Genomic DNA, 20,435 nt, shown 5'->3' with positions numbered 1-20,435 from the left:
GAATCCCTCGCTCGCCCTGACGTACACTCGCGCCCTGCCCTACCGCCGGAGACCACCGTGAGCCCCATCGCCCTCGCCCGCCTGCTGACCCTTGCCGCTGTCTGGGGCGCCAGCTTCCTGTTCATGCGCATCATTGCCCCCGAGCTGGGCACGGTGCCGACCGCCTTCTTCCGCGTGTCGATCGCCTGCCTGGGACTGATCGCCATCCTCGCCGCCGCCCGCGTGCGCTGGGACTTCGAGGGCAAGCTGGGCGCCTGCCTGGTGCTGGGCATGATCAACTCCGGCATTCCGGCCACGTTCTATTCCGTGGCGGCGCAGGTGCTGCCGGCCGGCTATTCGGCGATCTTCAACGCCACCACGCCGCTGATGGGCGTGCTGATCGGCGCCTTGTTCTTCCGCGAAGCCATGACCCTGCCCAAGCTCTGCGGGATCTTCCTCGGGCTGTTCGGTGTCGGTATCCTCAGCGGTGCCGGCCCGGTGGCGCTGGACATGGCCCTGGTGCAAGGCGCACTGGCCTGCCTGGCCGCCACCACCTGCTACGGCTTCGCAGGCTTCCTGGCAAGGCGCTGGGTCGGCACGCTGGACAGCCGTCTGTCGGCGCTGGGCAGCATGCTCGGCGCCACCTTGCTGCTCAGCCCGCTGTTCGCCTGGAGCGCGCTGACCCAGCCGCCGGCCAGCTGGGGCGGCTGGCAGGTATGGCTGTCGCTCCTGGGCCTGGGGCTGCTGTGCACGGCGTTCGCCTACATCCTGTACTTCCGCCTGCTGAACGAAATCGGGCCGGTCAAGGCCAGTACCGTGACCTTCCTGATCCCGGTGTTCGGCGTGCTGTGGGGGGCGTGGCTGCTGGATGAGCCGCTGTCGATGGCGCACCTGTATGGCGGTCTGCTGATTGGTGCGGCGCTGTGGTTGGTGCTGCGCCCGGCACGGCGCTGAAAAAAGGAGCGGGCTTGCCCCGCTCCCACCGCTCGTTGACTCAGGCCTCGGCCGTGCGCAAGGCAGGTTTACGGAACACGAACAGCAAGCCGATCACGATCAGTCCCATCCCCAGCAGGCTGAGGGGCGCCAGGCGGTTGCCGAAGATGATGAAATCCATCACCGCCGTGACCGCCGGCACCAGGTAGAACAGGCTGGTGACATTGACCAGGTTGCCCCTTGCGATCAGCCGGTACAGCAGCAGCGTGGCCAGCAACGAGACCACCAGCCCCATCCACAGCAGCGCGCCGAGGAAACTGGCATTCCACTGGACATGCAGCGGCTGGAACGGCGCGAACACCGCGCACATTGCAAAGCCCGCCATGTATTGCAGGGGCAAGGTGCCCATGGGATTGTCGGTAATGCGTTTCTGCAGGATCGAGCCCAGGGTCATGCTGGCCAGCGCCAGCAGAGCGAACAGCATCCCGGCGAGGGACACCCCACCCAGGTTAATACCCTGGTAGACCACCATCACCAGGCCGCCCAGGCCAAGCCCCAGGCCGAACAATCGGCTCCAGGACCGCTGACGCTCCATCAGCACCACGGTCAGGATCGGTTGCACGCCCATGACCGTGGCCATGATGCCGGGAGTAACGTGGGTGTTCAGCGCCAGCAGGTAGAAGATCTGGTAGGCACCGAGCAATACGCAGCCGGTCCCCAGGGCGCGAACAATGCCGCCCCGGGTACGTGGCCAACGTAATCCGAGCAACGGACCGATCAACAGCAGACCGAACAGCGCCAGGGCCGAACGCAGCAGCAGGAAGGCGAAGGGGCTGGCCTGGGCCAGGCCAAGCTTGGAGACGATCGCCCCGCTGCTCCACAGCAGGACGAACAGGCTGGTCGTGGCCGCCGAGGCCACGGATGCTTTGTTGAGGACAGACATGTATTGCCACCTGTATACGGGCAAATGAGCCGTACGGAGGGCCTATCGCGACTTGCGGGGATAGCCGACCGTGTTCAGTAGGTTGCGAGTGCGGTGGGGGGCGGCCAGCGGCCGGTCAGCCCAGCACCACGACTGCGCAAGGAGGCGGAGCTACGCCGCCTACCACGCCACTGACAGGTGGTGGATAGTGACTGATCATGGCCGGCTGCTGGCTGCCACGCACAACCACGCCCGCGACAGGCGCGAGAACGTAAGCGGTGGTGGAAGGGATGGCTGGCATGAACAGGTCTTCGGGGAAGAGAGTGTTTCGGAATATAGCGGGGGAATCATCGCGGGGCAAGCCTGCTTGCACAAGGTGCGAAAGCAGGCCTGCTCAACCGGATCAGAACAACCAGTGGTACAGGGCGTAGGCGACGACAACCGCCAGCACCGGACGCAGCACGCGGTAGGCCTTGGGGTTGGCACGCTTGAACTGCTTGACCCGGGTGCTGATGACATTGCTGAAGCGCTTGCTCCAGGCATAGGCCTGGTTGATCCCGCCGACACGCTCGTCATCGGTGTTCTGCGGCGCGGTGGCGCGGCCGAGGAAGGCACTGACCTTGCGGTTGATGCGGGTCATCAGCGGGCTGTTGAGCGGGCGCTCGACGTCGCAGAACAGGATCACGCGGGTGACCTCGGTCTCGTTCTTGACCCAGTGCACGAAGGTCTCGTCGAACATCACGTCCTCGCCGTCGCGCCAGGCGTAGGGCTGGCCATCAACGTAGATGCGGCAGTTGTCGGAGTTCGGCGTGGACAGCCCGAGGTGATAGCGCAGGGAGCCGGCAAACGGGTCGCGGTGCGGGTTCAGGTGGCTGCCGCCAGGCAACAGGGCGAACATCGCGCCCTTGACGTTGGGGATGCTGCTGACTAGCTCTACGGTCTTCGGGCACAGTGCTTCGGCCGAAGGCAGCGGTTTGTCGTACCACTTCAGGTAGAAGCGCTTCCAGCCCTTCTTGAAGAACGAACCGAAGCCGGCGTCGTTGTCTTTTTCCGCCGCGCGGATGTAACCCTCGTCGAACAGGCGCATGGCCTCTTCGCGGATCACCTCCCAGTTGTCCTTGAGCACATCCAGCTCGGGGAAGCGCTGGCGGTCCAGGTACGGCTTGGAGGGTACGCCGGAAAACAGGTACATCAGGCTGTTGTAAGGGGCGAACAGCGCCGAATGGTTGACGAACTGGCGCAGCACCGGCAGGCGTGCCTTGCCGCGCAGGTGCACGAACAGCACACTGCCGAAGAACACCAGCAGGACACCGGCCTTGGCGACGAAGGAAAAGGTCATGCAACACTCCTTGGAGGGGAAATCAGGCCATCCCCAGATAGCCGGACATCATAAACCCATCAGGAGCAGCTGCAAGCCAGAAGCTGCACGCGGCAAGCTCAAGCTGATCCGCGTCAATACGGACATGCCCTCGACTTGCGGCGTGCAGCGTGTCGCTTACTGCTGGTTTTCCTGCTCGGTGAACAGATCGCTGAACAGCATGCTCGACAGGTAACGCTCCCCCGAATCCGGCAAGATCACCACGATGGTCTTGCCCTGCATCTCCGGCTTCTCGGCCAGGCGCACCGCCGCCGCCATGGCCGCGCCGCAAGAGATGCCGCAGAGGATGCCCTCCTCCTGCATCAGGCGGATGGCCATGGCCTTGGACTCGTCCTCGGTCACCGTCTCGACCTGGTCGACGATCGACAGGTCAAGGTTCTTCGGCACGAAGCCGGCACCGATGCCCTGGATCTTGTGCGGGGTGGGCTTGAGCTCCTCGCCGGCCAGGGTCTGGCTGATCAGCGGCGAGTTCACCGGCTCCACCGCCACCGACAGGATCGGCTTGCCCTGGGTGTGCTTGATGTAGCGCGACACCCCGGTGATGGTGCCACCGGTGCCGACCCCGGCCACTAGCACGTCGACCGCGCCATCGGTGTCGTTCCAGATTTCCGGGCCGGTGGTCTTCTCGTGAATGGCCGGGTTGGCCGGGTTGTCGAACTGGCCCGGCAGGAAGTGCTGCGCCGGGTCGGAAGCGACGATTTCGTTGGCCTTCTCGATGGCGCCCTTCATGCCCTTGGCCTTGTCCGTCAGCACCAGCTCGGCGCCCAGCGCCTTCAACACCTTGCGCCGCTCCAGGCTCATCGAGTCGGGCATGGTCAGCACCAGGCGGTAGCCACGGGCGGCGGCGACGAAGGCCAGGCCGATGCCGGTGTTACCCGAGGTGGGTTCGACGATGGTCATGCCTGGCTTGAGCTTGCCGCTGTCCTCGGCGTCCCAGATCATGCTCGCGCCGATCCGGCACTTCACCGAGTAGCCCGGGTTGCGTCCTTCGATCTTGGCCAGGATGGTCACCCCGCGCGGGGCGATGCGGTTGATCTGCACCAGCGGCGTGTTGCCGATGGAATGGGCGTTGTCGGCGTAGATACGGCTCATGGCGGCGGTCCTTGAACAGGAAAAAAGTGCAGGGAAAACCCTGAGGGTAAGCCTGCAATCGGTGAGCGTAAAGCCCGTTCGAACTCGACGAAACGACCTGCGGTCAACCGCACATGCTCCCGTGGAGAAACCCGATGAAAGCGCGCTACCGCTGGCCACTGCTCGGCTTCGCCAGCCTGGTCGCACTGCTGGTGGCCCTGCACCTGGCCTTGCCTTACCTGGTGCGTGACTACCTCAACGACAAGCTGGCAGACATGGGCGACTACCGCGGCCAGGTCCGTGACGTCGACCTGGCATGGTGGCGTGGCGCCTACCAGATCAACGGCCTGAAGATCGTCAAGGTCAGCGGCAAGGTGCCGGTGCCGCTGCTCGAAGCGCCGCTGATCGACCTGTCGGTGAGCTGGCACTCGCTTTGGTACGACCGCGCCGTGGTCGCCGAGGTGGCCTTCGTACGCCCCGAACTCAATTTCGTCGACGGCGGCAACAAACAGAACTCTCAGACCGGCCAAGGCACCGACTGGCGCCAGCAACTGGAAAAGCTGCTGCCGATCACCCTGAACGACGTGCGCATCGAACAAGGCACCCTCACCTTCCGCAACTTCAACTCCAGACCGCCGGTGGACCTCAAGGCCACCCGGCTGGACGCAAGCATCCGCAACCTGACCAACGTGCGCGACGAAAAGGGCCGGCGCGACGCCAGCTTCGAAGGGACGGCGCTGCTGCTGGGCGATGCCAAGGTGGAAAGCCGCGCCACCTTCGACCCCTTCAGCGACTTCGACGACTTCCAGTTCCGCCTGCGCGCCACCGGCATCGAACTGCGCCGGCTGAACGACTTCGCCAGTGCCTACGGCAAGTTCGACTTCAATGCCGGGCATGGCGATGTGGTGATCGAGGCCGAGGCCGAGAACGGCCGGCTCAAGGGCTACATCAAGCCGCTGTTGCGCGATGTCGATGTGTTCAATTGGCAGCAGGACGTGGAAGACAAGGACAAGGGATACTTGCGCTCGGTGTGGGAGGCACTGGTGGGGGCTACCGAGACCGTGCTCAAGAACCAGCCGAAGAACCAGTTCGCCACTCGCGTGGAACTCAGCGGCAGCATGCACCAGCAGGACATCAGCGCCTTCGAGGCATTTCTGCAGATCCTGCGCAACGGCTTCATCCAGGCGTTCAACGCACGCTACGAGCAGCCCGCGCCCAAATCCGACTGATCCCTGGGTGACGGACCATTCAGGGACTGAATACCCGGTCTGCGTTTTCACGCGTCGGGCGTGGCGTTATAGTCGCTGACACATCAATAAACATGCGTGACCTCATTGCCGGGTAAGCCCGCTTGCACAACAGTCCGTGGGAGCGGGCTTGCCCCGCGATGAGGCCCTCCCAGAGGATCGGTTCATGAAGTTCGAAGGCACCCGCGACTACGTCGCCACAGATGACCTCAAGCTGGCGGTCAACGCGGCCATCACCCTGGAGCGCCCGTTGCTGGTCAAGGGCGAGCCGGGTACCGGCAAGACCATGCTCGCCGAGCAACTGGCCGCCTCCTTCGGCGCCCGCCTGATCACCTGGCACATCAAGTCGACTACCAAGGCCCACCAGGGCCTCTACGAGTACGACGCCGTCAGCCGCCTGCGCGATTCGCAGCTGGGCGTGGACAAGGTCCACGATGTGCGCAACTACCTGAAAAAAGGCAAGCTGTGGGAGGCCTTCGAGGCCGACGAGCGGGTAATCCTGCTGATCGACGAAATCGACAAGGCCGACATCGAGTTCCCCAACGACCTGTTGCAGGAACTCGACAAGATGGAGTTCTACGTCTACGAAATCGACGAGACCATCAAGGCCAAGCAGCGCCCGATCATCATCATCACCTCCAACAATGAAAAGGAGCTGCCTGACGCCTTCCTGCGCCGCTGCTTCTTCCATTACATCGCCTTCCCCGACCGCGCCACCCTGCAGCAGATCGTCGATGTGCACTACCCCAACATCAGCCAGTCGCTGGTCAGCGAGGCACTGGACGTGTTCTTCGACGTGCGCAAGGTGCCGGGCCTGAAGAAAAAGCCCTCCACCTCCGAGCTGGTCGACTGGCTCAAGCTGCTGATGGCCGACAACATCGGCGAGGCGGTACTGCGCGAACGCGACCCGACCAAGGCCATCCCGCCGCTGGCCGGTGCCCTGGTGAAGAACGAACAGGACGTGACGCTGCTCGAGCGCCTGGCCTTCATGAGCCGGCGCGGCAACCGCTGACGGGAGCCGGGCCATGTTGCTCAACCTGTTCAATGAAATGCGCGCGGCCAAGGTACCCGTATCGGTACGCGAACTGCTCGACCTGCACCATGCCCTGCAGAAGGGCGTGGTGTTCGCCGACATGGACGCCTTCTACTACCTGGCCCGCGCCATCCTGGTGAAGGACGAGCGGCACTTCGACAAGTTCGACCGCGCCTTTGCCGCCTACTTCAAGGGCCTGGAAAACCTCGACCGGCATATCGAGGCGTTGATCCCCGACGAGTGGCTGCGCAAGGAGTTCGAACGCTCGCTCACCGACGAAGAGCGCGCGCAGATCCAGTCCCTGGGCGGGCTGGACAAGCTGATCGAGGAATTCAAGAAGCGCCTCGAGGAGCAAAAGGAACGCCACGCCGGCGGCAACAAGTGGATCGGCACGGGCGGTACCAGCCCGTTCGGTTCCGGCGGTTTCAACCCCGAGGGCATCCGCGTCGGCGAGGCCGGCAAGCGCCAGGGCAAGGCGGTGAAGGTCTGGGACCAGCGCGAGTACAAGAACCTTGACGACCAGGTCGAGCTGGGCACTCGCAACATCAAGCTGGCCCTGCGCCGGCTGCGCAAGTTCGCCCGCGAAGGCGCCGCCGAGGAGCTGGACATCGACGGCACCATCGATCACACCGCCCGTGACGCCGGCCTGCTGAACATCCAGATGCGCCCCGAACGGCGCAACACGGTGAAGCTGCTGTTGCTGTTCGACATCGGCGGCTCGATGGACGCCCACGTCAAGGTCTGCGAGGAACTGTTCTCGGCCTGCAAGACCGAGTTCAAGCACCTGGAGTACTACTACTTCCACAACTTCGTCTACGAGTCGGTGTGGAAGAACAACCTGCGCCGCACCTCGGAGCGCTTCTCCACCTTCGACCTGCTGCACAAGTACGGCGACGACTACAAAGTGATCTTCGTCGGCGACGCGGCCATGGCACCCTACGAGATCACCCAGCCCGGCGGCAGCGTCGAGCACTGGAACGAAGAGGCCGGGTACGTGTGGATGCAGCGCTTCATGGAGAAATTCAGGAAGATTATCTGGATCAACCCGTATCCGAAGCAGGCCTGGGACTACACCGCCTCGACCCATCTGGTGCGGGACCTGATCGAGGACAAGATGTACCCGCTGACGCTGCAGGGGTTGGAAGACGGGATGCGTTACCTGTCCAAGTAATCTATTGACCGAACTGGCCTCATCGCGGGGCAAGCCCGCTCCCACCACTTGCGCATTTGCAGGTCTGGCGTGGGAGCGGGCTTGCCCCGCGATGGTGCCGGCAGACTCAACCCCAGCAGCGCAAGCATGCCTGCTGCTCGCGCCACGCCTCGTCCTGCACCACCGCCCTGAACCGTATCGTCGCGCCCGGCATGCACTGCGCCAATTGCGCCAGCGCCAGCGGTGTCAGCGCCCCCAGCCGTGGATACCCACCAATGGTCTGCCGGTCGTTGAGCAGGACGATCGGCTGCCCGTCCGGCGGCACCTGCACGGCGCCGAGCGGGATTCCCTCGGAGATCATCGGCGCGCCCTGGTAGACCAGTTGTGGCCCGAGCAGGCGAATGCCCATGCGGTCGGCACGGCTGTCCAGCGTCCAGTCACGGTTGAACGCCTCGAACAGGCTGGTGCCACAGAAGTCACCGATCTGCGCGCCCATCACCAGATCCAATACCGGTTTCTCGGCATACGCCGGCCGCAGCGCTTCGGGCACGTGGGAGCGGCGGTTCGGTGCCCCGACTTGCCCCGCGATGGCTTCAGCCGCATGCAGTACCTCCCCTTTCAGCAGCGCCCGGCCCTGGCCGTCTACTCCACCCAGTTCTTCCCGTACTACGGTGGAACAACTCCCCAGCACCGACTCGCCCACGAACCCGCCCGGCACCGCCAGGTAAGCACGTACCCCCTGGCGAGGCTGGCGCAGCGTCAGGCGCTGGCCCTTGCCCAGGTTGAAACTGGTCCAGGGCGCCACGGCCTGTCCGTCGACCTGCGCGTCGAGGTCGGCCCCGGCCAGCGCCAGCACGCAGTCCTGCTCGGCAACCACACTGAAGCCGCCAAGCGCAATCTCCACCACGGCGCTGTCCAGGGCATTGCCCAGCAACCAGTTGGCCCAGCGCATCGCCACCCAATCCAGCGCGCCGCCCTGGGTCACCCCCAGGTGACGCACGCCGAACCGCCCGGCGTCCTGCAATTGGCACAGCGCGGTGCTGGCCTCGATCCTCAACTCGCTCATGCCTGGGCCTCCAGCGGGCTGTCATCACCGCCCAGGTTGATGAACTCGGCGTGCCCGACTGCCACGAAACGCACCCGGTCGCCCGGTTGCAGCAGGCTGTAGCCATCCCTTTCACGATCGAACAGGCGCACCGGCGTGCGACCGATCAGGTTCCAGCCGCCCGGCGACACAGCCGGATAGGCGGCGGTCTGGCGCTCGGCGATGCCGACGCTGCCCGCCGCCACGCGCTTGCGCGGGGTGCTCAGGCGCGGCGTGGCCAGGCGCTCGTCGACCAGCCCCATGAAGCCGAAACCCGGAGCGAACCCCAGCGCGAACACCGGGTAATCACGGCCACAGTGCACCTCGATCACTTCGGCTTCGCTCAGTCCACTGCGCGCAGCCAGCACCGGCAACTCGGGACCGACGCTGGCGTGGTACCACACCGGGATCTCATGCCGCCGCCCGCTATTGCCGGCATCGGGCCGCAGGCCCTCCAGTGCGTGCAGGATGCGCTGGCGCCCTTCGCCCGGCGCCAGGTCGAACTGCACCATCAGCGTGGTGTAGGACGGTACCAGGTCGATCAACTGTTGGCCGAAAGCGTCCCGCAAGCGCTGGCTGGCGGCAAGGATCCACGGCATGTTGCCTTCATCGATGGCATCGAACAGCCGCACCATCAGGCTGTCGACGGCCACCACTTCGATACGTGGGGTCATGCCTGCTCCAGCGCGTCGAGAGCCTGGCGGATCTGGCGTACCGCGGCCACGGAGCCATCGTTGTCGCCATGCACGCAAAGGGTGCTGGCGTTCAACCGCACTTCGCTGCCGTCGTCGGCCACCAGGGCCTCGCCTTTGGCGAGGCGCAGCGCCTGCTCGACCACCAGCGCCGGGTCATGGTGCACCGCGTCCGGCAGGCGCCGCGACATCAGGTGCCCGCTGGCGGTGTAGCCACGGTCGGCAAAGGCTTCGAACCACAATGGCACGCCGATCTCGTCGCCCAGGGCCTGGGCGGCACTGTCGTCGGCGGTGGCCATGAGCATCAGCGGCAGGCCGCTGTCGAACGCCGCCACGGCCTCGAGCACCGTACGCAGGATGGCCGGGTTGGCCATCATGTCGTTGTACAGCGCGCCATGGGGCTTGACGTAGGCCACCCGCGCGCCGAGTACCTTGCAGATGCCGTCCAGGGCACCGATCTGGTAGTGCAGCAGGTCGCGGATCTCATCGCTGCTGCAGGCCATGGAGCGGCGGCCGAAGCCTGCCAGGTCCGGGTAGGCCGGGTGCGCGCCGATGGCCACCCGGTGCTCCAGGGCCAGGGCCACGGTGCGGCGCATGGTGCCGGGGTCGCCGGCGTGATAGCCGCAGGCGATATTGGCGCAGTCGATGAACGGCATGACCTTGGCATCCTGGCCCATGCGCCAGTTGCCGAAGCTCTCGCCCATGTCGCAATTGAGTAGCAGGCGTTTCACCTGGCGGACCTCCGTATCAATGTTCATGATGCCTACCTTAGCGTGCCTGGAGTGCTTTGCCGCGGGTTTCCGGCAGGCTCAGCGCGGCCACGATCACCACACCGTAGGACACCGCGGCGAAGGCACCAATCCCCAGGCCCAACGGTACTTTCTCGCCGAGCAGGCCGATCAGCAAAGGGAACATGGCCGCGATAACCTTGCCGATGTTGTAGCAGAAGCCTTGCCCCGATCCACGGATACGGGTGGGGAACAACTCGGTGAGGAACGAACCCATGCCGCTGAAGATGCCCGAGGCGAAAAAGCCCAGCGGGAAGCCCAGCCACAGCATCACGTTGTCGCTGACCGGTAGCTGCGTGTAGAGCAGGACGATGACGAACGAGCCCACGGCGAACAGGATGAAGTTCTTCCGGCGCCCCAGCAGGTCGCAGAGGTAGGCGCTGACCACATAGCCGATGTAGGAGCCGACGATGACCATCGCCAGGTAGCCGCCGGTACCCAGCACGCTCAGGCCGCGCTCGTTCTTGAGGAAGGTCGGCAGCCACGAGGTGATGGCGTAGTAGCCGCCTAGGGCACCAGTAGTCAGCAGCGAAGCGCGGATCGTGGTCCACAGCATGCCGGGTGCGAAGATCTCGTAGAAGTGTGAGGGCGCCGCGACCGTCTCGGCGGCCTTGGCCTCGCGGTAGACCTCCGGATCCTTGACCAGGCGCCGCACGAAGATCACGAAGATCGCCGGCAGCAACCCGAGCAGGAACAGCGCGCGCCAGGCCTGTTCGGCCGGCAGCCAGGAGAACAGCAGCGCGTAGAGGATGGCGGTCAGGCCCCAGCCGATGGCCCAGCCCGACTGCACCATGCCCACCGCCTTGCCGCGGTCCTGGGCACGGATCACCTCGCCGATCAGCACCGCGCCGGCGGTCCATTCGCCACCGAAACCGAAGCCCATCAGGGTACGGGCGATCAACAGCTGCTCATAGCTCTGGGCGAAACCGCAGAGGAAGGTAAAAAATGCGAACCACAGCACCGTCAGTTGCAGGGTGCGCACACGGCCGATGCGATCGGAGAGGATACCGGCGATCCAGCCGCCCAGGGCCGAGGCGATCAGCGTGCTGGTATGGATCAGCCCGGCCTCGGCGGTGCTGATGCCCCACAGCATGATCAGCGTGGGGATGACGAAGCTCAGCATCTGGGTGTCCATGCCGTCCAGGCCGTAGCCGATCTTGCAGCTCCAGAAGGTGCGTCGTTGCTGGGAGTCGATGTCGCGGTACCAGGCGAAAGGGCCGCTCGAGGTTCGGGCGGGGGCCTGCTGCTGCACGCCGGTCGGGTTCATGGTTGCCTCGGCTTGTTGGTATTGTTCTATGGGCGACGTCGGGCGTCGCGGCCTGGGCACCATGTTCAGAGGCCGCGCCCGGCACGTCCAACGAGAAAATCCGCCCGTCTGGAACAAGAAAAACTGATCATGAACCTTCGTTTCCTCGAAACCTTCGTCTGGGTCGCCCGGCTCAAGAGCTTCCGCCTTACCGCCGAGAAGCTGTTCACCACCCAGGCCTCGGTGTCCAGCCGCATCGCCGCGCTGGAGGCCGACCTGGGCGTGAAACTGCTGCTGCGCGATTCGCGCGGGGTCAGCCTGACCCCCGAGGGCGCCAAGGTGCTGGAATATGCCGAACGCATGCTCGACACCGCCAAGGCCATGAAGCAGTCGCTGGACAGCGACCGGGCCAAGACAGGGCGCATTCGCCTGGGGGTCATGGACACCGTCATCCACACTTGGATGAGCGCGCTGGTGGCAGAGCTGGGCGAGCGCTACCCGCAGGTGGAGATCGAGCTGGTGGCCGATACCGCGCTGAACCTGCGCGAACAGCTGCAAAAAGGCTTTCTCGACGTGATCCTGCAGACCGACCTGCTGCGCGAGCAGTCGATCCGCAGCCAGGACCTGGCGCGCTACCCGATGGGCTGGATCGTCGCCGCAGGCTCCCCGCACCACCGCACCTACGCCTCGCTGGCGGAGCTGGCCCGCGAACGCATCGTCACCTTCTCGAAAAATTCACGACCGCACCAGGAAGTGCTCAGCCTGTTGCAGTCAGCCGGGGCCGAGGCGCCACGCCTGAACTGCGTGAACTCGGTGGCGGCGATCACCCGCCTGCTGCGCGACGGTTTCGGCATCGGCGCGCTGCCACCGGCACTGGTCGATGGCGAACTGAGCCGGGGCGAGCTGGTGTTGCTGGACGGCTTGCAGCCACCGCCGAGCCTGGAGCTGGTGGTAGCCTGGCAGACCGGCGTGGCGTTGGTGGACGAGATCGTCGACGTGTGCCGGCAAGTGCTGGAGCGCTATGCGCGGGATGTGGGCGGGCAACGGATCGTGCTGGTCTGAACGGTCGCCTTTGCCAACGATCAGGGCAGCAACAGCATCACCGCCAGCTTTCCTTCACCACTTTGCGCCGCCCACCGAGGATCACCCAGCCAATCACCAGCAACAGGCTCTCGACCACGAACGCCAGCACGAACCCGCTGCCGATCCCCCAACCGATCGCCTCGGGCACCAGCAGGATCTGGTAGCTGTAGCCCTTGAGCGTCTCCTCGCGCAATGTCGGCTCCGGCTGCACCAGCACATGCCAGGTGCGGCTCACCCACGAGCCCTGCAGGGCCTGCCATTCATGCTCCAGCGCCTGGTTGCGGATCAGCAGGCTTTCGATGCTGTTGGCATCGCTGTTGAACACCGGATCGTCGCTGCCGCGGTAATGCCGCACCAGCGCCTGCAGGTCGCCGTTGAAGAAGCGCTGCGCGGTCTGGCGGAAGCCGTCCAGGGCCTGGCGCGATTCGAGCAGGTGCGCCTCGACACGCTGGCTGTAGTCCTTGACCAGCCCGGGCACCTGGAGACCGGCCAGCAGGCCGAAGGTGAACAACAGCAAACGCAGGTAACTTCTGAACATGGAGCGTCCTTAGCTCTGGCCGTGGGCGACGCACTCGCCGTGGCGCCACAACCCCCATTGACCCGGCTCGTAGCGGTTCCAGGTCTCGTTCTCGGTCAAGGCCTCGGTGGCGATCACCGTGACCACGTCGTTGGGGGTGGTTTGCGTGTGGAAGTCGACGATCAGGTCGACATCCTTCAGCCGCGCCGCGCCGAACGGTGCGCGGCGGGTGATGTGCACCAGTTTGGTCGAGCAGAAGCAGAACAGCCAGTCGCCGTCGCTGAGCAGGCAGTTGAACACGCCCTTGCCGCGGTACTCGACGCAGGCTTCGACCAGCACCGGCAGCAACTGCTCGGCTTCCACCGGCTCGGGGAAGGCCTCGCGGATACGATTGAGCAGGTCGCAGAAGGCGGCCTCGCTGTCGGTATCGCCGATCGGTCGGTAGAACGTGCGCTGGCCGGCGAAGTCACCCAGCTGGCCGTTGTGCGCGAAGCACCAGTTGCGGCCCCACAGCTCGCGCACGAACGGGTGGGTGTTGGACAGGCAGACCTTGCCGACATTGGCCTGGCGGATATGGCCGATGACCACTTCGCTCTTGATCGGGTAGCGCTGCACCAGGTTGGCCACCTCGGACTCGCTGCTCGCCGCCGGGTCCTGGAACAGGCGCAGGCCGCGCCCCTCGTAGAAACCGATGCCCCAGCCATCGCGGTGCGGGCCGGTGCGCCCGCCGCGCTGCATCAGGCCGGTGAAGCTGAAGACGATATCGGTGGGGACGTTGGCGCTCATGCCCAGCAGTTCGCACATGTTCGCGGCTCCTGGCTTACAGACGGGGTTCGACGCGGCCCTGCCCGGGGCCGGAGCGGCGCACGGGGGCCGGTGGCGGATCGTCGCGGTAGCGGTCGTGACGATTGGCGGCCAGGGAAGCGTCAGCCACGACCTCTTCCTCTTCCTCTTCCTTGGCCTGGCGCTGGGCGGCGGCCTCACGCTGGGCGCGGCGCTCGCGGGCACGCTTTTCCAGCGGCCAGCGGATCAGCACGAAGACAAAGTACAGGGCAAAGGCGATCATCCCGTACATGGCAAGGTCGGAGGCGGCGCGCCAGGCGTTGTTGCCGACCTTGAAGGCGAGGTCCAGCGCGGTGATGGCGATGGCCGGGGCGAAGCTTTCCTTGACCGGGTCGACGATGGTCGGGGCGAACAGCAGCACGGCGATGATCACCCGCAGCGGCTCGCGCAGCCAGCGCCACATCCAGCCGGTCAGCTTGAAACCCACCAGCAGGCAGCCCAGGGCGGCAACGGCGTACAGGCCCCAGGCCAGCGTATAGTCGTGTTCGGTCATGGTGTTGGTGCAAGCCAGGCAAAGAGACGCCTATGATAAACACTTTTACCGGCGCAGGCTGCCCCCGCACCGTAAGGGACCTGCAGCGGCCCATCGCGGGGCAAGCCCGCTCCCACGTCCAGACCTCGATCAGGCGTGGGAGCGGGCTTGCCCCGCGATGGGGTCCACAATCGATGAGATCACCCATGCCCCTGACCCTTCCCGCCCCTATCGCCCGTCAAGCCGACGGCAACGACCCCTACGCCTGGCTGCAGGACCGCGACACGCCCGAGGTACTGGCCTACCTGGCCGAGGAAAACGCCTACCAGGAAGCCTGCCTGGCCGGCCAGGCGCCGCTGCGCGAGCAACTGTTCGAAGAGATCAAGAGCCGCATCCTCGAGACCGACCTGTCGCTGCCCTCGCCCTGGGGCCCGTACCTCTACTACACCCGCACCACCGCCGGCGACGAGTACCCGCGCCACTACCGCTGCCCGCGCCCGGCTGACGACAGCAATACGGTGGATGAAAGCCGCGAGGAACTGCTGCTCGACCCCAATGCGCTGGCGAACGGCGGTTTCCTCTCCCTCGGCGCCTTCAGCATCAGCCCCGACCACCGGCTGCTGGCCTACAGCCTGGATACCAGCGGCGACGAGGTCTACACCCTGTACGTCAAGGACCTGGCCAGCGGCGCGCTGAGCGCCCTGCCCTTCGACGACTGCGACGGCAGCATGACCTGGGCCAACGACAGCCAGACGCTGTTCTTCGCCGAGCTGGACGACACCCACCGCCCCTGGCGCCTGCGTCGCCACACCCTGGGCGAGGTCGCGGCCACCACCGTATTCGAAGAGCCCGACGGACGTTTCTTCCTGCACTGCTACCGCGCCAGCTCCGAACGCCAACTGGTGCTGCTGCTCAACAGCAAGACCACCAGCGAAGCCTGGGTGCTCGATGCGGCCACGCCGCATGCCGACTTCACCTGCCTGGCGCCACGGGTCGAAGGCCATGAATACTTCCCCGACCATGGCCAGCTCGACGGTCAATGGCACTGGTTCATCCGCAGCAACCAGGACGGTATCAACTTCGCCCTGTTCCATGCGCCGGCAGACAGCGTGCCGGCCCGTGCGCAATGGCAGGTGCTGGTGCCACACCGCGACGACATCATGCTCGAAGGCGTCAGCCTCAATGCCTCGGCGCTGTCCCTGAGCCTGCGCGAGGGCGGCCTGCCGATCATCGAAGTGCGCCCGCAAGGCCTGCCGGCCTACCGCGTCGAACTGCCGGATGCCGCCTACAGCCTCTACGTGCAGGACAGCCTGGAATTCGCCAGCTCGCGCATCCGCCTGCGCTACGAAGCCCTCAACCGCCCGGCCCAGGTGCGTCAGCTGGAGCTGGCCACAGGCGCCCAGCAGGTGCTCAAGCAGACCCCGGTGCTCGGCGCGTTCGACGCCGACGACTACGTCAGCCAGCGCCTGTGGGCGGTAGCCAAGGATGGCACGCAGGTACCGATCAGCCTGGTGCGTCGCCGCGCCGACGAAGGCAAGACAGTGCCCCTCTATCTTTACGGCTATGGTGCCTACGGCGAGAGCCTCGACCCGTGGTTCTCCCATGCCCGCCTGAGCCTGCTGGAGCGTGGCGTGGCCTTCGCCATCGCCCATGTGCGCGGTGGCGGCGAGCTGGGTGAAGCCTGGTACCGGGCCGGCAAGCAGGAACACAAGCACAACAGCTTCGACGATTTCATCGCCTGCGCCGAACACCTGATCGCTGAAGGCGTGACCCGCCGTGAATGCCTGGCCATCAGTGGCGGCAGTGCCGGCGGCCTGCTCATGGGCGCGGTGCTCAACCTGCGCCCCGAACTGTTCCGCTGCGCCATCGCCGAAGTGCCGTTCGTCGATGTGCTCAACACCATGCTCGACCCCGAGCTGCCGCTGACCGTTACCGAGTACGACGAATGGGGCAACCCCGAGGAGCCGGAGGTATATGCGCGGATCAAGGCCTACGCGCCGTACGAGAACGTCAAGGCCCAGGCGTACCCGGCCATGCTGGTGATCGCCGGCTACAACGACAGCCGTGTGCAGTACTGGGAGGCGGCCAAGTGGGTGGCGCGCCTGCGCACGCGCAAGACCGACGCCAACCTGCTGCTGCTCAAGACCGAGATGGGCGCCGGCCACGGCGGCATGAGCGGCCGCTACCAGGGGCTGCGCGACGTGGCATTGGAGTATGCGTTCGTCTTCAATGAGCTGGGCGTGGCGTAAAACGCGATTTTCGTTGTCTCACAAGCGCCACGGCCACTGATTGTGCGACCGCGGCGCTTTCCAGACATTCGAAGAAGAACAACACATGCCCGACACCCAGCACCTGAACGCCGAAATCCGCGACATGCTCATGGACTGCGGCCTGTTCGACACCCTGCAGCCCAGCGATTTCGTCACCGCCGCCGGCTATTTCAGCCTCACCGCCGTCAGCGAAGGCCAGACCCTGTTCAGCGAAGGCGACGCCGGCACCTTCATGTGCATCCTCCACCGTGGCGTGGTCTCGGTGCGCAAGACCGACGGCAACGGGGCCGAGGTGGAAATCGCCACCCTGCGCAAGGGCCGTGCCTTCGGCGAGATGGCCGTGCTCGACGGCGAGCGCCGCTCGGCCACCTGCGTGGCCGCCAGCGACTGCCAGTTGCTGACCCTGGGCAAGGACTCGCTGGAGAAGATGCTCGCCGACGCGCCGCGCATTGCCGCCCGGATCATTCGCGCCCTGGCCGTGGCGCTTTCACGGCGCTTGCGGATGCAGGATGGCCAGCGCCTGGCACAGCAGGTCTAGGCTCTGTACGAAAAGTCTTGAGACGCAGGTCAGGCAAGGCGAAAACAGCCGAGGAAGCGCAGTGTACTGGAGTACATGAGCATTCCGAGGCTGTTTTCAACGCAGCATGAACAAGTATCAAGGCTTTTCGTACAGAGCCTAATCGCGCTTGGGCGGCGGTTTTGGCGAATCCTGGTTCAACCCCGGCAACGGTTGGTCCTTCGGCGGCCCCGGCACCGGCATGGGCGGCAGCAGCGGCGCGCCGGGCCGGTTGGCGCCGGCCTTGGGCGGCGTGCTCGGGGTGATCTGCGGGTAGGGTGTCGGCGTCGGCGTCCCCGGTGCCCCCGGGGCGGTCGTGAGCGGCCGCTGCTGACCTGCAGCGTCGGCCAACGGCACTGCGCCAAGCAACAATGCGGCGAGGATCGCATGCAACATCTGCAGCCTCCTGTCAGGAACCTTCCTACAGGCTATGCCCAACGGCGCATTTTTGCCTGTCCGCCCGCCCGACTGGCGCGCTAGACTCAAGAACATAACCGTCATTGCCCTGATTAGAAGAAAGGTAACACCATGAGTTCCACCTCCGCCGCCACCGCCCGCCTCGACCGTATCCTCGCCGACGCCAAGCGCGACAAGGAAATGGGCTATCGCGACAAGGCACTGAAGATGTACCCCCACGTCTGTGGTCGCTGCACCCGCGAGTTCTCCGGCAAACGCCTGTCGGAACTGACCGTGCATCACCGCGACCATAACCACGACAACAACCCCCAGGACGGCTCCAACTGGGAGCTGCTGTGCCTGTACTGCCACGACAACGAGCACGCCCGCTACACCGATCAGCAGTACTTCAGCGAAGGTTCACTGAGCACGCCGAAAGTCGCCGTGGCCACCCACAACCCGTTTGCCGGCCTGGCTGCGCTGATGAAGAAGGACTGACCGTCGATTCCCGCCCCGCCGTGTCGGCGAGCCCGTATAATCGCGTTCTTTTTTTGCGAAGGGCCCCGACACGTGGCGAACAAACGGTACAGCTGCATCGGCCTGTTCAACCCCAAATCCGCCGAAAACGTCGGTTCGGTCATGCGCGCGGCCGGCTGCTATGGGGTCAATTCGGTGTTCTACACCGGCAAGCGCTATGAGCGCGCCCGGGATTTCGTCACCGATACCAAGCGCGTGCACTACGACATCCCGCTGATCGGCATCGACGACCTGCAGCGCATCATCCCCCTGGGCTGTACGCCGGTGGCGGTGGAACTGGTGGACGGTGCGCGCCCCCTGCCCGAATACACCCACCCGGACCGGGCGATCTACATCTTCGGACCAGAGGATGGTTCGCTGAGCGAAGACGTGCGCGGTTGGTGCGAAGAGACCATCTACATTCCGACCCAGGGCTGCATGAACCTGGCGGCGACGGTGAATGTGGTGCTGTATGACCGCATGGCCAAGGGGTTGAATACGCGGTCGGGGCCCAAGTTCAAATAAGTCGATCCGGATTTGTGGCAAACGCCAAGGTAATTTCACTGAACGCAGCCATTGCACATGGAGTCTGCTGGTTATCAACGACCAGAGGAGACTGCCCGATGCTCGATATCCATTCGCCCCACCACGAACACAACGTCCATGGCCTGGAGCGCGCCAGCTCCCTGGCTGGGGGCGCGTTGATGATCAGCAAGGGGCTGCGCCACGGTGGCCTGCTGGGGATGTTGCAGGTTGCCGTCGGCGGCCTGGCGCTGGCACGTGGCGTGAGCGGCCATTGTTCGACCAAGGCGTGGTGGCTGCGGCATCGCGCCGAGTACCTGCGCCTGCATCGCGATATAGAACGAGGGGCTGCCGAGCTCAAGGCGCTGAAGGCCAGCGCCGAGGCGGCAACCCGCACCGCGACGGTGACCGGCGGTTGAAAGCATCGCGGGGCAAGCCCGCTCCCACGAGCCGGCGTTCAAAATGATGTCCGGGGTCGTGGCAACGGGCTTGCCCCGCGACAAATCCTGCGCCTAGCGCAGTACCTTGCTTTGCAATACTTCAGACTGCCGCCCCAGGACGTTCTCGCTGATCTGCACGAACTCCTCGGTGCTGACGCTCGACAGGCGCATCAGCGCCCGGGCGACATCGTCCAGCGAGCGCTTGTCGTGGTTGTGCAGGCGAATCTCGCGGTCCAGCGCCTGCAACAGCAACACGCCGCGGGCCACCTGGGCCGGGCTGGCCTGGGCACCCTTGAGGTGATTCACTTTGTCGCCTAGCTTGTGCAAGCGCGCCTGCAACGCCTCGTAACGGTCGTCGCTCATGCCACCAGCACGCCGCAGCAGCTCGCTGGCGTAATAGTCGGCCAGGCTCTCGCCGAGCCAGTCGCTGCCATCGCGGTCGTTGATCTGGGCGAACAATTGCACCAGTTCGCGCAACAGCGGGCTGTTGCCGTTCTCGCTGATCAGCGGCCGGCCACTGTGCAAGTACAAGGAATTGTTGCCTGGCAGCACGCCACGCCACATCTCGTCGCGGGCACCGACCAGCAGCAACTTGGGCGGGTTGCGTGGAAACACCGCCTGCAACTGGGGCCAGACGAAGGTCAGCAGGGTCAAGGTGTCCATGCGGCGCATGCCCTGCCCTTGCGGCGCGGCGACGGTCACTTCGGTGTCGCCAAGGCGCGCACGGCGGCTGCCCAGGCTGCCGGCGAGCACCCAACCGGTGGGGCGGTCGAACAGGCGCGACACGTCATCGATACGGAATTTCTGCCGACCGATGCGCGGCCAGGCGGTCTCGACACTCTTCCAGCCGGCCGGCAGGTCGAAAGCCAGACGCGACACCAGCTCGGTGCCGTCCTGCTGGTCGAGGCGCGCCGGCGGCACCAGCTGATCGCCACGGAACAGCGCCCAGTGCGCGGTCATGCGGGTTTCATGCACACCCCCCTTCGGTTGCTGGTCGAGCAGCACGCGGTAACTGAGGCTGGTCTTGCCTGACGCCGGGTGCCAGACACCGCGCCCGTTCTGCAGCTGCCACTGGCCATCAGCGAGGAAGTCGCTGTAGACACCGGCCTTGCCCATGTCGAAGTCCAGGCTACGCACCACGCTGCCGTCCGCAAGGGTCAGGCGCACCTCGGCCTGGCCGCTCTGTGGCAACAGGCGGACCTGATAATCCAGATCGACTTTCCTGGCCAGCGCCTGAGTGCTGAGCAGCAGGCCAAGCGCCATCAACAGCGGGCGACGCATAACGAAACTCCTTGTA

General features: G+C 65.4%; 22 protein-coding genes. 10 read left to right on the top strand and 12 right to left on the bottom strand.

Features of this window, described 5'->3' with window-relative positions; all coding sequences use genetic code 11:
• Positions 1-57 precede the first annotated feature (57 nt).
• On the top strand, positions 58-933 hold the full coding sequence (locus DFS21_RS03170; protein ID WP_102684390.1) for a DMT family transporter: 876 nt from the start codon (positions 58-60) through the stop codon (positions 931-933).
• Positions 934-973: 40 nt separating this feature from the next.
• Here DFS21_RS03170 and DFS21_RS03165 read toward each other — a convergent pair whose 3' ends face one another.
• The 3 genes from DFS21_RS03165 to cysK all read right to left on the bottom strand — a co-directional run bounded on the left by DFS21_RS03165 (position 974) and on the right by cysK (position 4,304).
• Positions 974-1,855, bottom strand: a complete 882-nt coding sequence (locus DFS21_RS03165; RefSeq protein ID WP_110697961.1) for a DMT family transporter — start codon at positions 1,853-1,855, stop codon at positions 974-976.
• Between the two features lie 382 nt (positions 1,856-2,237).
• Positions 2,238-3,173: an aspartyl/asparaginyl beta-hydroxylase domain-containing protein gene (locus DFS21_RS03160; RefSeq protein ID WP_046856670.1), complete on the bottom strand. Its 936-nt coding sequence runs from the start codon at positions 3,171-3,173 to the stop codon at positions 2,238-2,240.
• A 156-nt stretch (positions 3,174-3,329) separates the two neighbouring features.
• Positions 3,330-4,304: a cysteine synthase A gene (gene cysK, locus DFS21_RS03155; RefSeq protein ID WP_102684388.1), complete on the bottom strand. Its 975-nt coding sequence runs from the start codon at positions 4,302-4,304 to the stop codon at positions 3,330-3,332.
• A 134-nt stretch (positions 4,305-4,438) separates the two neighbouring features.
• Between cysK and DFS21_RS03150 the strand changes: the two genes are divergently transcribed.
• The 3 genes from DFS21_RS03150 to DFS21_RS03140 all read left to right on the top strand — a co-directional run bounded on the left by DFS21_RS03150 (position 4,439) and on the right by DFS21_RS03140 (position 7,734).
• A complete protein-coding gene (locus tag DFS21_RS03150; RefSeq protein WP_111531796.1) occupies positions 4,439-5,512 on the top strand; it encodes a DUF748 domain-containing protein in 1,074 nt (357 codons plus the stop codon).
• 184 nt (positions 5,513-5,696) lie between these two features.
• Positions 5,697-6,542 carry a MoxR family ATPase gene (locus tag DFS21_RS03145; RefSeq protein WP_023629931.1) on the top strand — a complete coding sequence of 282 codons (846 nt, stop codon included), beginning with the start codon at positions 5,697-5,699 and terminating at the stop codon, positions 6,540-6,542.
• Between the two features lie 13 nt (positions 6,543-6,555).
• Positions 6,556-7,734: a VWA domain-containing protein gene (locus DFS21_RS03140; protein ID WP_110697957.1), complete on the top strand. Its 1,179-nt coding sequence runs from the start codon at positions 6,556-6,558 to the stop codon at positions 7,732-7,734.
• Between the two features lie 106 nt (positions 7,735-7,840).
• Here the strand turns inward: DFS21_RS03140 and DFS21_RS03135 are convergent, their stop codons facing one another.
• From DFS21_RS03135 to DFS21_RS03120, 4 genes are read right to left on the bottom strand one after another with little or no spacing between them, the layout of a single operon-like run.
• Complete coding sequence (locus DFS21_RS03135; protein ID WP_111531795.1) at positions 7,841-8,779, bottom strand: biotin-dependent carboxyltransferase family protein; 939 nt, start codon at positions 8,777-8,779, stop codon at positions 7,841-7,843.
• Positions 8,776-9,471 carry a 5-oxoprolinase subunit PxpB gene (pxpB, locus tag DFS21_RS03130; RefSeq protein WP_111531794.1) on the bottom strand — a complete coding sequence of 232 codons (696 nt, stop codon included), beginning with the start codon at positions 9,469-9,471 and terminating at the stop codon, positions 8,776-8,778. The genes DFS21_RS03135 and pxpB overlap by 4 nt, the downstream gene beginning before the upstream one ends.
• The gene (locus tag DFS21_RS03125; protein WP_110697951.1) at positions 9,468-10,247 is read right to left on the bottom strand and encodes a 5-oxoprolinase subunit PxpA; all 780 of its coding nucleotides are present in this window, start codon (positions 10,245-10,247) and stop codon (positions 9,468-9,470) included. The genes pxpB and DFS21_RS03125 overlap by 4 nt, the downstream gene beginning before the upstream one ends.
• Positions 10,248-10,257: 10 nt before the next feature.
• Positions 10,258-11,544: an MFS transporter gene (locus tag DFS21_RS03120; protein ID WP_102684381.1), complete on the bottom strand. Its 1,287-nt coding sequence runs from the start codon at positions 11,542-11,544 to the stop codon at positions 10,258-10,260.
• A 129-nt stretch (positions 11,545-11,673) separates the two neighbouring features.
• Here DFS21_RS03120 and DFS21_RS03115 point away from each other — a divergent pair, with 129 nt between their 5' ends.
• On the top strand, positions 11,674-12,585 hold the full coding sequence (locus tag DFS21_RS03115) for a LysR family transcriptional regulator (RefSeq protein WP_102684380.1): 912 nt from the start codon (positions 11,674-11,676) through the stop codon (positions 12,583-12,585).
• Between the two features lie 37 nt (positions 12,586-12,622).
• Here DFS21_RS03115 and DFS21_RS03110 read toward each other — a convergent pair whose 3' ends face one another.
• Genes DFS21_RS03110 through DFS21_RS03100 form a run of 3 tightly spaced genes read right to left on the bottom strand, consistent with a single transcriptional unit; the run spans position 12,623 to position 14,459 of the window.
• Positions 12,623-13,144, bottom strand: coding sequence for a DUF2937 family protein (locus DFS21_RS03110; protein ID WP_102684379.1), 522 nt, complete (start codon positions 13,142-13,144; stop codon positions 12,623-12,625).
• Positions 13,145-13,153: 9 nt separating this feature from the next.
• Positions 13,154-13,927, bottom strand: a complete 774-nt coding sequence (locus DFS21_RS03105; RefSeq protein WP_111531793.1) for a class II glutamine amidotransferase — start codon at positions 13,925-13,927, stop codon at positions 13,154-13,156.
• A gap of 16 nt (positions 13,928-13,943) precedes the next feature.
• Entirely contained in the window at positions 13,944-14,459 is a 516-nt protein-coding gene (locus DFS21_RS03100; protein ID WP_111531792.1) for an MFS transporter, read from the bottom strand.
• Positions 14,460-14,644: 185 nt separating this feature from the next.
• Here DFS21_RS03100 and DFS21_RS03095 point away from each other — a divergent pair, with 185 nt between their 5' ends.
• Together DFS21_RS03095 and DFS21_RS03090 are read left to right on the top strand one after the other, a co-directional pair.
• Positions 14,645-16,687, top strand: coding sequence for a S9 family peptidase (locus DFS21_RS03095; RefSeq protein ID WP_111531791.1), 2,043 nt, complete (start codon positions 14,645-14,647; stop codon positions 16,685-16,687).
• An 85-nt stretch (positions 16,688-16,772) separates the two neighbouring features.
• Entirely contained in the window at positions 16,773-17,246 is a 474-nt protein-coding gene (locus tag DFS21_RS03090) for a cyclic nucleotide-binding domain-containing protein (protein ID WP_102681723.1), read from the top strand.
• 138 nt (positions 17,247-17,384) lie between these two features.
• On the opposite strand, the gene DFS21_RS03085 is transcribed toward DFS21_RS03090, so the two are convergent.
• The gene (locus tag DFS21_RS03085) at positions 17,385-17,660 is read right to left on the bottom strand and encodes a hypothetical protein (protein WP_110697943.1); all 276 of its coding nucleotides are present in this window, start codon (positions 17,658-17,660) and stop codon (positions 17,385-17,387) included.
• A 132-nt stretch (positions 17,661-17,792) separates the two neighbouring features.
• On the opposite strand from DFS21_RS03085, the gene DFS21_RS03080 reads away from it, so the two are divergent.
• The 3 genes from DFS21_RS03080 (at position 17,793) to DFS21_RS03070 (ending at position 19,117) form a co-directional block, all read left to right on the top strand.
• Positions 17,793-18,158 (top strand): YajD family HNH nuclease, encoded by a 366-nt coding sequence (locus DFS21_RS03080; protein WP_111531790.1) that lies wholly within the window; start codon positions 17,793-17,795, stop codon positions 18,156-18,158.
• 72 nt (positions 18,159-18,230) lie between these two features.
• On the top strand, positions 18,231-18,701 hold the full coding sequence (locus tag DFS21_RS03075; protein WP_046856681.1) for an RNA methyltransferase: 471 nt from the start codon (positions 18,231-18,233) through the stop codon (positions 18,699-18,701).
• Between the two features lie 98 nt (positions 18,702-18,799).
• Positions 18,800-19,117, top strand: a complete 318-nt coding sequence (locus DFS21_RS03070; RefSeq protein WP_102681721.1) for a YgaP-like transmembrane domain — start codon at positions 18,800-18,802, stop codon at positions 19,115-19,117.
• A 93-nt stretch (positions 19,118-19,210) separates the two neighbouring features.
• Here the strand turns inward: DFS21_RS03070 and DFS21_RS03065 are convergent, their stop codons facing one another.
• On the bottom strand, positions 19,211-20,419 hold the full coding sequence (locus tag DFS21_RS03065) for a hypothetical protein (protein ID WP_111531789.1): 1,209 nt from the start codon (positions 20,417-20,419) through the stop codon (positions 19,211-19,213).
• Positions 20,420-20,435: the final 16 nt, after the last annotated feature.

The organism is Pseudomonas sp. 2848 (genome assembly GCF_003253945.1).
Classification (GTDB): domain Bacteria; phylum Pseudomonadota; class Gammaproteobacteria; order Pseudomonadales; family Pseudomonadaceae; genus Aquipseudomonas.
Note: the sequence above shows the minus strand (reverse complement) of the source record. Positions and strands in the feature narration are given on the sequence as shown.